Below are 16758 nucleotides of genomic sequence, written 5' to 3' on the forward strand. Positions count from 1 at the left end.
CCCTGCTTGGCGAAGGCGCTGAACGAGCCGGGGGTCGCCATCACGGCGACTCCGCCGACCAAGGCCATGCGGCACTCGCCCTGGCGGAGTGCCTGCGCGGCGAGGTGGAGGGCCACCAGCGACGAGGAGCACGCCGTGTCCACGGTCACCGCGGGGCCTTCGAGGCCGAAGACGTAGGACACGCGGCCCGACAGGACGCTGCTGGCGCCCCCGGTCAGGGCGAACGACTCGGCGTCCTCGGAGCCCTGGTCGATCAGGCCGTAGCCGGAGGGCGAAGCCCCGATGAACACTCCGGCGGGCGTGCCCGCGAGTGAGCGCGGGTCGACGCCCGCGGTTTCGAACGCCTCCCACGCGGACTCCAGCAGCAGCCGCTGCTGCGGGTCCATGGCGAGCGCCTCGCGCGGGCTGATGCCGAACAGGTCGGCGTCGAAAAGGTCGGCGTCGTGGACGAAGCCGCCCCTGGGCGCATAGGTCTCGGATCCCTGCTCGGGTTGTTCCCAGCCGCGGTGGGAGGGGAAGTCCGTGATGGCGTCGGTGCCTGTGCTCACCAGTTGCCAGAACTCGTCGGGGCCCGCGACATCGCCGGGGAGCCGGCAGCTCATGGCGACGATGGCGATCGGCTCGCTGTTCGCGGCCAGGATCTCCCGGTTCTGGGTGCGGAGCCGCTCGGCTTCCTTGAGGGAGGCCCGCAGCGCTTCGACGATTCGCTTGTCGGCCGAGTCAGCGGTCATTGGTTTCTCCAGAACTGGCTTCGTGCCGTGCGGCGTCGAGCGCGATTTCGATGAGGGCTTCGGCGTCCAGGTCGTCCAGCGAGTCGAGTCTCTCGGTCGAGGACTGCTCGACGGGGTCTGTGGGTTCTGCCAGTTTCAGCAAGGTGTCCATGAGTCCGGCTTCCCGCAGCCGCTGGATCGGGATCGCGGCGAGGACACCGCGGATCTCGGCGTCACGGGAGTCGGACACGGGGTCGTCCGGTGCGGTGGGTTCCGGCATCAGCTCGGTGAGGAGCAGGTCGGCCACCGCCTGCAGCGAACGGAAGTTGAAGACGAGGCTCACCGGGAAGCGCAAGCCTGTCAGCCGGTTGAGGTGATCGCGGAACTCGACTGCCATGAGGGAGTCGAACCCGAGGTCCTTGAACGCCTCGCCGGCTCCGATCGCATGCGGATCGCGGTGTCGCAGGACGGTCGCGGCCGTGGACCGGACCATGTCCAGCAGTATCCGTTGACGCTGTGCGGCCGGGGCGTCCGCCAACCGGTCCCGCAACTCGGCACCGGTGTTCTCCTCCGTTTCGTCGGCAGGAGTCGCTCCGGCGGCCGGGTCTTCGGACGTCGCGGTGAACTCGTGGAGCAGTGGGCTGGGCCGCAGGAGGGTGAAGGCTTTGGCGAAGCGTGTCCAGTCGACGTCGGCGACGGTGAGGCTGCTGTCGCCGTTGTCGACCGCCTGGGCCAGGGCGCGGATCGCCAGGTCCGGTTCCATCGGGGTCAGCCCGCGCCGGCGCAGTCCCTGCTCCGCCTCGCCCTGGGCCGCCATGCCCGTTCCGGCCCAGGGGCCCCAGGCGATGGACGTACCAGGGAGTCCGCGGTCGTGGCGGTGCTGGACCCAGGCGTCGAGGAAGGCGTTGCCCGCCGCGTACGCACTCTGACTGCCACTGCCCCAGGTCGCGGCGATCGACGAGAACACCACGAACAGACCGATCGGCATCCCGGCGGTGAGTTCGTCGAGGTAACGGGTCCCGTCGACCTTCGCGCGGAGCACCGTCGCGAAGGTCTCGGGGGTGGCTTCCTCGATCCGCTGCGGGAGGTCGAGACCGGCCGCGTGCACGATGCCGGTGAGCGGCCACTGCTCCGGAACACCGGCGATCACCGCCGCCAGCGCGTCCCGGTCGGCCACATCGCAGGCCGCGACCGTGACCTGCGCCCCCAGCCCGGACAACTCCTCGACCAGACCCTCCGGCGCGACGCCGCCACGGCTGGTCAGCACCAGATGCGGCACACCCCGGCCCGCCAGCCAGCGCGCCACCTCCGCACCCAGCGCACCGGTGCCGCCCGTGACCAGCACGCTGCCCGACGGGTCCGGGTCCCACGGCATGGCCGGCACACCGCCAGGCACCGCACGCTCCAGCCGACGCCCGAACACCCCGGTCCCACGGACCGCGACCTGATCCTCACCCGCACCGGCCGCATCGGCGGCCAGGACATCCGCGAGAAGCTCACCGGCCCGCGCGTCCAGCTCGGCCGGCAGGTCGACGAGACCGCCCCAGCGCTGCGGCAGCTCCAGGGCAGCGACCCGGCCCATACCCCACACCGCCGCCAGATCCGGATCGCCGAGCCCGTCGGAACCGTCCACGGACACCGCACCTCGTGTCAGCACCCACAGCGGTGCGTGCACCCCGGCCAGTGACTGCACCACGGCCAGCGTCTCCGCCCACCCGGACGCGGACAGGACAACACCCGCCAGGCCAGGCAGTCCCGGCACCTCCTCGGCGGGCAGGCCGACCACGGTCGCGCCCGCGGCCTCCAACGCGGCGGACACCTCCGGATCCTCGGTCCCCACGACCGCCCAGATACCGGACAGCACCGCCGTCTCGGGCAGGCCGCCCAGCGGCTGCCAAGTGACGCGGTAACGCCACGAGTCCAGCGTCGAGCGTTCCCGGTGGCGCCGCCTCCACTCCGACAGCGCCGGGAGTGCCGACTCCAGACCGGCGAGTTCCGTCAGGTCCTCACGTTCCACCGCGTCCCAGAACGCGGCATCGATCAGGTCGCCACCGCCCGCGGCAGCCGTGGCCGAAGGCTCCGGCCAGTAGCGCTCACGCTGGAACGCGTAGGTGGGCAGATCGACCGTCCGACCGCCCCAACCGGCGTACACCGCCGTCCAGTCGACCTCGGCTCCGGACACCCAGAGTCGACCGGCCGCCGTGAGCACGGTGTCGGTCTCCTCGCGGTCCTTGCGCAGGACCGGCACGAACTCCGCCTCGCTCCAGGCCTCTTGCGCCATGGCGGACAGGACCGCGTCAGGGCCGAGCTCGACGCAGCGGCTCACACCGAGTTCCGCGGCGGCCGCGAGGCCGTCGGCGAAGCGGACGGCCTGCCGAAGCTGGTTCAGCCAGTAGCGGGGCTCCTGCATCAGACCGGGTTCAGCCACCGCGCTCGTCACGTTCGACACGACAGGAATCCGGGCCGGGTGGAAGGTCAGACCGTCCAGCACGGTCGCGAACTCGTCCAGCATCGGCTCCATCAGGGCCGAGTGGAAGGCGTGCGACACCGACAGGATGGTGGACTTCCAGCCGCGGGCCGCGCACTGGGCGGCGTAGCGTGCGATGGCTTCGGTGGTGCCGGAGAGGACGACGGAGTTCGGGCCGTTGACGGCGGCGATGTCCAGGCCGGAGTCGGCGACATCCGCCTCGGACGCCTGGACGGCGAGCATGCCGCCGCCCGCGGGCAGCGCCTGCATCAGCCGGCCCCGCTCGGCCACCAGCACGCACGCGTCGTCCAGGTCGAGGATCCCGGCCACATGCGCGGCGACGATCTCGCCCAGGGAGTGACCGAGGAGCACGTCGGGGGTCACGCCCCACGACTCCACCAGCCGGAACAGGGCGACTTCGAGGGCGAAGAGACCGGCCTGCGCCCACATCGTGCGGTCCAGGTCGACGCCGTCGGTCAGGACGTCGCGCAGCGGACGCTCCAGCCGGACATCAAGCCGCGCGCACACCGCGTCGAAGGCTTCCGCGAAGACGGGGAACGCCTCGTACAGCCCCAGGCCCATCCCGGGCCGCTGCGAGCCCTGGCCGGTGAAGAGGAACGCGGTCCGGCCGTCAGCGGCCCTGCCCGCGGCGAGCACTTCCCCGTCAGGGGCCAGCACCGTACGGTGCTCCAGCGCGGCCCGTGTCGTCGCCAGCGACCAGCCGACGTCCACCGGATCCAGCTCCGGCCGCCCCGCCACGAACGATGTCAGCCGCTCGGCCTGTGCCCGCAACGCGGTCTCGGACTTCGCCGACACCAGCCACGGCACCAAGCCCGGTGCCTGTCGCGGCGCGGCAACCGGAACCGGCTCGGGCTTTGATTCCGGAGCCTGTTCGAGGATGACGTGGGCGTTGGTGCCGCTGATGCCGAAGGACGAGACGCCCGCGCGGCGCGGACGGTCCGACTCGGGCCAGGGACGCGCCTCGGTGAGCAGTTCCACCGCACCGGCCGACCAGTCCACCTGCGGCGACGGCTCGTCGACGTGCAGCGTCGCGGGCAGCACGCCGTGCCGCAGCGCCATGACCATCTTGATCACACCGGCCGCACCCGCGGCCACCTGTGTATGACCGATGTTCGACTTCAGCGAGCCGAGCCACAGCGGCTCACCGGTCTCGCCCCGCTCCTGACCGTAGGTCGCCAGGAGCGCCTGCGCCTCGATCGGGTCGCCGAGACGGGTGCCGGTGCCATGGGCCTCGACCACGTCGATGTCGGCACCGGTGAGCCGGGCGTTGGCCAGGGCCTGGCGGATCACCCGCTGCTGGGACGGACCGTTCGGCGCCGTCAGACCGTTCGACGCACCGTCCTGGTTCACCGCGCTGCCGCGCACCACCGCGAGGATCTTGTGCCCGTTGCGCTCGGCGTCCGACAGCCGCTCCACCAGCACCGTACCGACGCCTTCGCCCCAGCCCGTCCCGTCCGCGGCAGCCGCGAACGACTTGCAGCGGCCGTCCGCGGCCAGTCCGTCCTGCCGGTCGAACTCGGCGAACATGCCCGGTGTGGCCATCACCGTCACACCGCCGACGAGAGCGAGTTCGCACTCACCGGCACGGAGCGCCTGCCCCGCCCAGTGCAACGCCACCAGGGAGGAGGAGCAAGCGGTGTCCACAGTGACGGCAGGGCCTTCCAACCCGAACACGTAGGCGACGCGCCCGGAGATCACACTCGGCGCGTTGCCGGTCAGCAGATGACCGTCCGCCCCCAGCGTTCCGGAGACGCTGTACCCGGACGACGACGCTCCGGCGAAGACACCCACGCTGCGACCCCGCAGGGAACGCGGGTCCATTCCGGCCGACTCGAACGTCTCCCACGCGGCCTCCAGCAGCAAGCGCTGCTGCGGGTCCATGGCGACGGCCTCACGCGGCGAGATGTTGAACAAGGCGGCGTCGAACCGGTCCACGTCGTGCACGAACCCACCCAGGCCGGCGGCACCGCCGGGCACCTCGGCCGGCCAGCCGCGATTCGACGGGAAGGCGGACATACCGTCCACTCCGCCGGTGACCAGCTCCCACAGCTGGTCGGGAGACGTGACCTCCCCGGGGAACCGGCAGGCCATGCCCACGATCGCCAGCGGCTCGTCGAGCGGCACGACCCGGGCCGGCGCCGTCGGCACCGGCTCGTCGGCTCCGAAGAACTGCTGGGCCAGGTAGCCGCTCAGCACGGTCGGGGTGGGGTAGTCGAACACCAGCGTCGCGGGCAGCCGGAGTCCGGTGGCGGCGGTCAGCCGGTTGCGCAGTTCGACGGCGGTGAGCGAGTCGAAGCCCAGGTCCTTGAACGCCTGACGCTCACCGACCGCGTCGGTCGAACCGTGGCCGAGGACCGTCGCGGCGCTGCCGCGCACCAGCTCCAGCAGGAGCTGGTGCCGCTGGGCCTCGGGGACGGACCGCAGCCGCTGGGCGAGTGCCAGACCGGCGACGGACTCCTGCGCGACGGCACGCCGCACCCGGCCGGTGACCAGGCCGCGCAGCAGCGCGGGCACCTCGCCGGCCGCACGCACGGCAGCAAGGTCGAGGCTGACCGGTATCAGGTGTGCTGTGGGTCGGTTGAGGGCGGTGTCGAAGAGGGCGAGCGCCTGCTCGGTGGCCAGCCCGCGCGCGAGCTGGTCCTCAAGATGACCGGTCATCGCACTGGCCTGCTGCCACATACCCCAGGCGAGGGAGAGGCCGGGCAGGCCGTGTGCGCGGCGGCGGGTGGCGAGGGCGTCGAGGTAGGCGTTGGCGGCGGCGTAGTTGGCCTGTCCGGGGGTGCCGAAGGTTGCCGATGCGGAGGAGTAGAGGACGAACATGGCGAGGTCGGTGTGGCGGGTGAGTTCGTCGAGGTTGGTGGCGGCGGTGGCCTTGGCGCGCAGGACGGTGTCCAGGCGTTCCTGGGTGAGGGCGGTGACGATGCCGTCGTCGAGGACGCCGGCGGCGTGGACGACGCCGGTGAGCGGGGTCTCGGCGGGGATGTCGGCGAGGACGGTGGCGAGGGCGTCGCGGTCGGCGGCGTCGCACGCCACGATGCGTGCCTGCGCGCCGAGTTCGGCGAGTTCCGTGACGAGGTCGGCTGCGCCGGGGGCGTCGGGGCCCTTGCGGGACAGCAGGAGCAGGTGGCGGGTGCCGTGTTCGGTGGCGAGGTGGCGGGCGAGGAGGCCGCCGAGGGTTCCGGTGCCGCCGGTGATCAGTACGGTGCCGTCGGGGTTGGGGCGGACGGGGAGGGAGAGGACGTTCTTGCCGGTGTGCTTGGCCTGGGCCATGTGCCGCCAGGCGGTGACGGCTTCGCGTGCGTCCCAGACGGTCAACGGCAGCGGTGCGAGCACACCCGCCTCGAACAGGGCGACGACCTCGGTCAGGATGCGGCCCATACCCTCGGGACCCGCATCCGACAGGTCGAACGGGTAGTACGGGACGTCGAGGCCGGCCCGGATGTCGGTCTTGCCCATCTCGACGAACCGGCCGCCGGGGGCCAGCAGCCTCAGGGACGCGTCGAGGAACTCGCCCGCAAGCGAGTTCAGCACGACGTCGACACCCCTGCCGCCGGTCGCGGTCCGGATCCGGTCTTCGAAGTCGAGGTCCCGGGAGGACGCGATCCGTGAGGGGTCGACTCCGCCTGCGATGACGGTGGGCCACTTGGCGGGGCTGGCGGTGGCATACACCTCCAGGCCCCAGTGACGGGCCAGTTGGACGGCGGCCATGCCGACACCACCGGCGGCCGCGTGGATCAGCACGGATTCACCGGCCTTGACCTGGGCCAGGTCCCGCAGCCCGTACCAGGCCGTCGCGAACACCAGCGGCACCGCTGCCGCCTGCGCCCACGACCAGCCCGACGGAACGCGCACCAGCAGACGGCGGTCGGTCACGGCCTCCGTCACGAACCCGCCCTCGAAGAACCCGAACACCCGGTCACCGACAGCAAGATCGTCAACGTTCGTGCCCACCTCGACGACCACACCGGCCGCCTCGGAGCCCATGACGCCAGGTTCCGGATACATGCCCAGTCCCAGGAGCACGTCCCGGAAGTTCACGCCCGCCGCACGGATCTCGACCCGCACCTGGCCGGATTCCAGAGGCAGCGAGCCGGCTCCCTCAAGGTGGAGGGACTCCAGCGTGCCGTCGGTGCCGGGGGCAAGGCGCCAGTTGTGGTCCGGCAGTACCAGTCCACTGCCTCCTCCGGCGCGCATCAGGCGGGGTGCCAGGAGCGCACCCTGACGGATGGCGACCTGTGGCTCGTCGAGTCCGGCCAGGAGGGCCAGGTCGAGCTGTTCCTCAGATGCCGGGTCGGTGTCGACGAGCACGATGCGGTCCGGGTGCTCCGACTGCGCCGAGCGCACCAGACCCCATACCGCCGCACCCACCGGGTCCACGGCACGGCCAGGACCCGCGGGCATGGCTCCCCGGGTCACGACCGCCAGACGCGAACCGAACGTGCTCTCGTCCGCCAGCCACTCCTGCACACCACGCAGCACCTCGCCGAGGACCTGCTCCACCGGGCCGTCGCCGGCCGGCAGCACCGTCCACGCCGTCTCACCGGAAGCACCGCCGGGCGGGAGCGCGACCCACTCGACCGCGAAGAGCGCGTCGTCCGCCGCGTGCCCGGCCGCCGACAACTGCTCCGCCGACACCGCACGCGACACCAGCGAACGGACCACCGCGACCGGCGCACCCGTACCGTCCGCCGCCTGAACCGTGAAGCCTTCGCCCTCGGGACGGATCGCCACCCGCAGCGCGGTCGCCCCGACCGCGAACAACTCCACACCCGACCACGCGAACGGCAACCGCGGCCCACTCGCTTCAGCGTCGGCGCTCGGGACCAGCCCGGAGGGGTGCAGTGCCGCGTCGAAGAGGGCGGGGTGGATACCGAACCCGTCCACCAACTCCGCGATCGCCACCTCGGCGTAGACACCGGAAGCGTCCCGCCAGGCCGCCTGGACGCCCTGGAACGCCGGACCGTAACCAAAGCCCACACCCGCCAGCGCCTCGTAGAACCCGTCGACGTCCACCGCCTCCGCACCCTGCGGAGGCCACACACTCAGCTCGAAGCCCGCCCCCGATGCAGCCTGCTCCGCCAGCGAACCGGACGCATGCAGCGTCCATTCGTCCACGCCCTCGGCACGGGCATGGACATGCACCGGCCGGTCACCCGAAGCATCCGGGCCCTCGACCCGCACCTGAACCTGCACACCACCGGACTCCGGCAGCACCAGCGGAGCCCGCAGCACCAGCTCCCGCAACAGACCGCAGCCCACCTCCTGCCCCGCCCGCAGCACCATCTCCACCAACGCGGTCCCAGGCACCACCACATGCCCCGACACCACATGATCGGCCAGCCACGGCTGGGCGTCCACAGACAGCGAGCCGGTCAGAAGACTGCCGGCGCCCTCGGCCAACGAGACCGAGGTCCCCAACAATGCATGTCCAGAGGCGAACTGACCGCTCCCACCCGGCACCGACTGCGGCCAGTACCGCTGGTGCTGGAACGCGTAGGTCGGCAAAGCGACATGCCGGCCAGTGAGCACCGCCCGCCAGTTGACGTCGACACCCGCCTTCCACGCCTCGCCGAGGCTGGTCAGCAGGCGGCGCATGCCACCCTCGCCGCGTCGCAGGGTACCGAGCACCACGGCGTCCGCACCGGTCGCGTCGATCGTCTCCTCGATGCCCACCGTGAGTACCGGGTGGGCGCTGACCTCGACGAAGGTGCGCATCCCCTGTCCGAGGAGGGCACGGACCGCGGTCTCGAACTCGACCGTGGAGCGCAGGTTGTCGAACCAGTACCGGGCGTCGAGACCGCCGTCGACGGTCTCGCCGGTCAGGGTGGACAGCATCGGAACCGTGCCGGCGACCGGAGTCAGCCCGGCCAGGTCGGCCAGGATCCGCTCCCGGAGCCGGTCCATCTCCGGCGAGTGCGACGCGTAGTCCACCGGAATGCGGCGCGTACGGATGCCCTGGCGTTCGCACTCGGCCATGAAGGAGCCGAGGGACTCCGCGTCGCCGGAGACGACAGTGGACGACGGACCGTTCACCGCGGCCACCGACACCGTGCCCGGCATCAGGCCCTCGACCGCTTCCCGGCCGGCAGCCACGGACACCATGCCCCCACCACCGGCCACCGCCACCAAAGCCTGCGACCGCAAGGCCACCACCCGCGCCGCATCGTCCAGCGACAACCAGCCCGCCACACACGCCGCAGCGATCTCACCCTGCGAATGACCCACCACCGCAGACGGCACCACACCCGCCGAACGCCACACCTCCGCCAGCGACACCATCACCGCCCACAGCACCGGCTGGACCACATCCACCCGGTCCACATCACCGTCCCGCAACAACACATCGGTCAACGACCAGTCGACGTACGGGGCGAGCGCCGTCTCGCACTCGGCCAGCCGCTCCCGGAACACCGGCGAGGCATCCCACAACTCCCGCGCCATGCCCACCCACTGCGAGCCCTGACCCGGGAACACGAACACCACACCACCGGCACCCGTAACGGCCGACGTGGCCACGGACAGCCCGGCCAGCAACTCCTCCCGGCCCTCCCCCACGACCACCGCACGATGCTCCAACGCAGCCCGCGTCGTCGCCAGCGACCAGCCCACGTCCACCGGGTCCAGCTCCGGCCGCTCCGCGACGAACGAGGCCAGCCGCTCCACCTGCGCCCGCAACGCGGCCTCGGACTTCGCCGACACCACCCACGCCGACACACCAGGAACCGAGGTCTCTGCAACCGAAGCCTCCGGCTGCGGGGCCTGCTCCACAATCACGTGCGCGTTCGTGCCCGACATGCCGAACGACGACACCGCCGCACGCCGCAGACGCTCCACCGCAGGCCAGTCCCGGGACTCCGTCAGCAACTCCACCGCACCCGCCGACCAGTCCACCTCCGCCGACGGCTCGTCCACATGCAACGTCGCCGGCAGCACACCGTGCCGCAGCGCCATCACCATCTTGATCACACCCGCGACACCCGCAGCTGCCTGCGTGTGACCGATGTTCGACTTCACCGACCCCAGCCACAACGGCTCACCGGCCTCACCGCGTTCGCGGCCGTAGGTCGCCAGCAGGGCACCTGCCTCGATCGGGTCACCGAGACGCGTACCGGTGCCGTGTGCCTCGACCACGTCCACGTCCGCGCCGGTGAGCCGGGCATTCGCCAGCGCCTGACGGATGACCCGCTGCTGCGAGGGCCCGTTCGGCGCCGTCAGACCGTTCGACGCACCGTCCTGGTTGATCGCACTGCCCCGCACGACCGCCAGCACCTGGTGCCCGTTGCGTTCCGCGTCCGACAGCCGCTCCAGCATCACCAGGCCGACGCCTTCGGACCATCCGGTGCCGTCGGCGGCCGAGGAGAACGCCTTGCACCGGCCGTCGCCGGCCAGCCCTTCCTGCCGGTCGAACTCGATGAACGCGCCCGGTGTGGCCATCACCGTCACACCACCGGCCAGCGCCATGTCACACTCACCCGACCGCAGCGCCTGACCCGCCAGATGCAACGCCACCAGCGACGACGAACACGCCGTGTCCACCGTCACCGCCGGCCCCTCCAGCCCGAACGCGTAGGAAACCCGCCCTGAGATCACACTGCTCGCGGTACCGGTCAGCATGTGTCCTTCGGCACCCGGGATCCCCGCCGCGCCGTAGCCGGACGACGCCGCGCCGGCGAACACGCCGACGCTCCGGCCACGGAACGACCGTGGGTCCATTCCGGCCGACTCGAACGTCTCCCAGGCGGCCTCCAGCAGCAGCCGCTGCTGCGGGTCCATCGCCAGCGCCTCACGAGGGCTGATCTCGAAGAGTCCGGCGTCGAAGCCGTCCGCACCGTGGACGAACCCACCAAGTCGCGTCATGTCAGCGAGCACCTCGCTCGGCCAGCCACGGTCGAGGGGGAACGGCGAGATGCCGTCCCTCCCGTCGGCGACCATGTCCCACAGCTGCTCGGGGGACACGACCTCCCCCGGGAAACGGCAGGCCATTCCCACGATCGCCAGCGGCTCATCGCTCACGTCCGACGTGAGCTGACGGGCCGACTCTGCGATCGCCTCCGACTCGCCGAAGAACTGCTGGGCCAAGTAGTCGCTCAGCACGGCCGGGGTGGGGTAGTCGAACGCGAGCGTCGCGGACAGCCGCAGGCCGGTGGCGGCAGTCAGCCGATTACGCAGTTCCACCGCGGTGAGCGAGTCGAAGCCCAGGTCCTTGAACGCCTGACGCTCACCGACCGCGTCCGTCGAACCGTGGCCCAGGACCGTCGCGGCGCTGCCGCGCACCAGCTCCAGCAGCAGCTGGTGCCGCTGGGCCTCGGGGACGGACCGCAGCCGCTGCACCAGCGCCAGACCGGCCACGGACTCCTGCGCGACCGCACGCCGCACCCGCCCGGTGACCAGCCCACGCAGCAGCGCGGGCACCTCACCCGCCGCACGCACCGCAGCAAGGTCAAGGCTGACCGGCACCAGGTGTGCCGCAGAGCGTCGCAGTGCGGTGTCGAAGAGGGCGAGCGCCTGCTCGGTGGCCAGCCCGCGCGCGAGCTGGTCCTCAAGATGACCGGTCATCGCACTGGCCTGCTGCCACATGTCCCAGCCCAGCGAGAGACCAGGCAGGCCCTCCGCACGCCGACGGACAGCGAGGGCGTCGAGGAAGGCATTCGCGGCCGCGTAGTTGGCCTGCCCCGGACTCCCGAACGTCGCCGACGCCGAGGAGTAGAGCACGAACATGGCGAGATCGCTGCCACGGGTCAGCGTGTCGAGGTTGGTGGCGGCGGTGGCCTTGGCGCGCAGGACGGTGTCCAGGCGTTCCTGGGTCAGCCCGGTGAAGACACCGTCGTCGAGGACACCCGCCGCGTGAACGACACCCGTCAGCGGAACCTCGGCAGGGATACCCGCGAGGACCGCCGCGAGGCCGTCGCGGTCGGCCGCGTCGCAGGCCACGATGCGTGCCTGCGCGCCGAGTTCGGCGAGTTCCGTGACGAGGTCGGCTGCGCCGGGGGCGTCGGGGCCCTGGCGGGACAGCAGGAGGAGGTTCCTCGTGCCGTGTTCGGTGGCGAGGTGGCGGGCGAGGAGTCCGCCGAGCGTTCCGGTGCCGCCGGTGATCAACACCGTGCCGTCGGGGTTCGGGCGGGCCGGGAGGGAGAGGACGTTCTTGCCGATGTGCTTGGCCTGGGCCATGTGCCGCCAGGCGGTGACCGCTTCACGCACGTCCCACACGGTCAGCGGCAGTGGCTGGAGGGAGCCCTGTTCGAAGAGGGCGACGACCTCGGCGAGGATACGGCCCATACGCTCGGGACCTGCGTCGGTGAGGTCGAACGGGTAGTACGGGACGTCGAGGCCGGCCCGGATGTCGGTCTTGCCCATCTCGACGAACCGGCCGCCGGGGGCCAGCAGCCTCAGGGACGCGTCGAGGAACTCGCCCGCAAGCGAGTTCAGCACGACGTCGACACCCCTGCCGCCGGTCGCGGTCCGGATCCGGTCTTCGAAGTCGAGGTCCCGGGAGGAGGCGATGCGTGAGGGGTCGACTCCGCCTGCGATGACGGTGGGCCACTTGGCGGGGCTGGCGGTGGCATACACCTCCAGGCCCCAGTGACGGGCCAGTTGGACGGCGGCCATGCCGACACCACCGGCGGCCGCGTGGATCAGCACGGATTCACCGGCCTTGACCTGAGCCAGGTCCCGCAGCCCGTACCAGGCCGTCGCGAACACCAGCGGCACCGCTGCCGCCTGCGCCCACGACCAGCCCGACGGAACCTTCACGAGCAGTTCCCGGCCCGCCACCGCCTCGTCGGCGAACCCACCGTCGAAGAACCCGAACACCCGGTCACCGACAGCAAGATCGTCAACGTTCGTGCCCACCTCGACGACGACACCGGCCGCCTCGGAGCCCATCGTGCCGGGAACGGGATACATGCCCAGTCCCAGGAGCACGTCCCGGAAGTTCACGCCCGCCGCACGGATCTCGACCCGCACCTGGCCGGATTCCAGAGGCAGCGAGCCGGCTCCCTCAAGGTGGAGGGACTCCAGCGTGCCGTCGGTGCCGGGGGCAAGGCGCCAGTTGTGGTCCGGCAGTACCAGTCCACTGCCTCCTCCGGCGCGCATCAGGCGGGGTGCCAGGAGCGCACCCTGACGGATGGCGACCTGTGGCTCGTCGAGTCCGGCCAGGAGGGCCAGGTCGAGCTGTTCCTCAGATGCCGGGTCGGTGTCGACGAGCACGATGCGGTCCGGGTGCTCCGACTGCGCCGAGCGCACCAGACCCCATACCGCCGCACCCACCGGGTCCACGGCACGGCCAGGACCCGCGGGCATGGCTCCCCGGGTCACGACCGCCAGACGCGAACCGAACGTGCTCTCGTCCGCCAGCCACTCCTGCACACCACGCAGCACCTCGCCGAGGACCTGCTCCACCGGGCCGTCGCCGGCCGGCAGCACCGTCCACGCCGTCTCACCGGAAGCACCGCCGGGCGGGAGCGCGACCCACTCGACCGTGAAGAGCGCGTCGTCCGCCGCGTTCCCGGACGCCGACAACTGCTCCGCCGACACCGCACGCGACACCAGCGAACGAACGACCGCGACCGGCGCACCCGTACCGTCCGCCGCCTGAACCGTGAAGCCTTCGCCCTCGGGACGGATCGCCACCCGCAGCGCGGTCGCCCCGACCGCGAACAACTCCACACCCGACCACGCGAACGGCAACCGCGGCCCACTCGCTTCAGCGTCGGCGCTCGGGACCAGCCCGGAGGGGTGCAGTGCCGCGTCGAAGAGGGCGGGGTGGATACCGAACCCGTCCACCAACTCCGCGATCGCCACCTCGGCGTAGACACCGGAAGCGTCCCGCCAGGCCGCCTGGACGCCCTGGAACGCCGGACCGTAACCGAAGCCCGCACCCGCCAGCGCCTCGTAGAACCCGTCGACGTCCACCGCCTCCGCACCCTGCGGAGGCCACACACTCAGCTCGAAGCCCGCCCCCGATGCAGCCTGCTCCGCCAGCGAACCGGACGCATGCAGCGTCCATTCGTCCACGCCCTCGGCACGGGCATGGACATGCACCGGCCGGTCACCCGAAGCATCCGGGCCCTCGACCCGCACCTGAACCTGCACACCACCGGACTCCGGCAGCACCAGCGGAGCCCGCAGCACCAGCTCCCGCAACAGACCGCAGCCCACCTCCTGCCCCGCCCGCAGCACCATCTCCACCAACGCGGTCCCAGGCACCACCACATGCCCCGACACCACATGATCGGCCAGCCACGGCTGAGTATCCATGGAGAGACGGCCGGTGAGGAGCACGCTGTCCGCGTCGGCGAGGGCCACCACGGAGCCGAGCAGCGCGTGCTCGGCGCCCTGGATGCCCAGTGCGCCCGCGTCCGCGCCGAGTACGCCCGGCTGCGGCCAGTAGCGTTCGCGCTGGAAGGGGTAGGTGGGCAGGTCGACCGTCCGGCCGCCCCAGTCGGCGAACACGGCGTGCCAGTCGATGTCGGTGCCGGAGGTCCACAGGCGGCTGATCGCGGTGAGGGCGGTGTCGGTCTCGTCGCGGTCCTTGCGCAGGACGGGGACGAACTCGGCCTCGGTGACGGTGTCCTGGGCCATGCCCGTCAGGACGCCGTCCGGACCCAGCTCGACGTGCCGCGTCACGCCCATCGCGTCGAGCGTGGCGACACCGTCGGCGAACCGCACCGCCTGCCGCACCTGACGCAGCCAGTACGCCGGCTGCTGCATGGCACCCGGCTCGGCCACCGCACCCGTCAGGTTCGACACGACAGGAATCTGCGCCGGGTGGAAGGTCAGACCGTCCAGCACGGCCGCGAACTCGTCCAGCATCGGTTGCATCAGGGCCGAGTGGAACGCATGCGACACCGACAGGACGTTGAACCGCACGCCGCGCTCGGCGCACTCCGCGGCATACCGCTCGACAGCCTCGACCGCGCCCGACAGGACGACGGAGTTCGGGCCGTTGACGGCCGCGACGTCCAGGCCGGAGCCGACGACCTCGGCCTCGGTCGCCTGCACGGCGAGCATGCCGCCGCCCGCGGGCAGCGCCTGCATCAGCCGGCCCCGCTCCGCCACCAGCACGCACGCATCGTCCAGGTCGAAGATCCCGGCAACGTGCGCGGCGCTGATCTCGCCCAGCGAGTGGCCGAGGAGCACGTCCGGGGTCACGCCCCAGGACTCCACGAGCCGGTACAGGGCGACTTCGAGGGCGAAGAGGCCGGCCTGTGCCCACATCGTGTGGTCCAGGTCGACGCCGTCGGTCACAACCTCCCGCAGCGGGCGCTCCAGCCGGGCATCCATCCGCGCGCACACCGCGTCGAACGCCTCCGCGAACACCGGGAACGCCTCGTACAGCCCCAGCCCCATACCCGCACGCTGCGAACCCTGCCCCGTGAACAGGAACGCGGTCCGGCCCTCGGCCGCCACGCCCTCGGCGAGCGTCGTTTCCCCCGCCAGCACCGCACGATGCTCCAGCGCGGCACGGGTCGTGGACAGCGACCAGCCCACATCCACCGGATCCAGCTCCGGCCGCTCCGCGGCGAACGACCTCAGCCGCTCCACCTGAGCCCGCAGTGCAGGCTCGGACTTCGCCGACACCACCCACGGGACCGCCTGCGGGGTCCACGTCTGCAGGTCGATCGGGGCGGGCTCCAGTGCCGGCTCCGCTTCCGGTGCCTGCTCCAGAATTACGTGGGCGTTCGTCCCGCTGATCCCGAACGACGACACACCCGCACGCCGCGGACGCTCCACCGCGGGCCAGGGACGCGACTCGGTCAGCAGTTCCACCGCACCGGCGGACCAGTCCACCTGCGGCGACGGCTCGTCGACGTGCAGCGTGGCGGGCAGCACGCCGTGCCGCATGGCCATGATCATCTTGATCACGCCCGCGACACCCGCGGCGGCCTGCGTGTGACCGATGTTGGACTTCACCGAGCCCAGCCACAGGGGCTCGCCGGCGTCGCCGCGCTCCTGACCGTAGGTCGCCAGCAGCGCCTGCGCCTCGATCGGGTCACCCAGCCGGGTGCCGGTGCCATGCGCCTCGACGACATCGACATCGACGCCGGAAAGCCGGGCGTTCGCCAGAGCCTGGCGGATCACCCGCTGCTGCGAGGGGCCGTTCGGCGCCGTCAGACCGTTGGACGCACCGTCCTGGTTGACGGCACTTCCGCGCACCACCGCGAGGATCTTGTGCCCGTTGCGCTCAGCATCCGACAACCGCTCCAGCATCAGGACACCGACGCCCTCGGCCCAGCCGGTCCCGTCGGCCGCCGAGGCGAACGACTTGCACCGGCCGTCCGACGCCAGCCCGTCCTGCCGGTCGAACTCGGTGAACACGTTCGCCGTGGCCATCACGGTCACGCCGCTCGCCAGCGCCAGGTCGCACTCGCCCCCCCGAAGTGCCTGTGCCGCCCAGTGCAGGGCGACCAGCGACGACGAACACGCCGTGTCGATCGTGGCCGCCGGACCCTCGAGTCCGAACGCGTACGCCACCCGGCCGGAGATCACGCTGTTCGCCGTACCGGTCAGCAGGTGACCGTCGGATCCTGGGACACCGCCGTAGCCGTATCCGGACGAGGA

General features: G+C 71.7%; 2 protein-coding genes (both running past the window's edge). Both read right to left on the reverse strand.

The features are described from left to right. Positions 1-731 carry the start of a type I polyketide synthase gene (locus OG306_RS01795; RefSeq protein WP_371665058.1) on the reverse strand. It extends 27601 nt beyond the left edge of the window, so the window shows 731 of its 28332 coding nt (coding positions 1-731); the start codon lies at positions 729-731; its stop codon lies beyond the left edge, outside the window. Then, positions 721-16758: the 3' portion of a type I polyketide synthase gene (locus OG306_RS01800; protein WP_371665059.1), read on the reverse strand. Its footprint extends 15348 nt past the window's final position; 16038 of the gene's 31386 nt are visible here — the last part of the coding sequence; its start codon lies beyond the right edge, outside the window; its stop codon occupies positions 721-723. Before OG306_RS01800 ends, OG306_RS01795 begins: the two co-directional genes overlap by 11 nt.

Source organism: Streptomyces sp. NBC_01241, assembly GCF_041435435.1.
Lineage (GTDB): Bacteria > Actinomycetota > Actinomycetes > Streptomycetales > Streptomycetaceae > Streptomyces.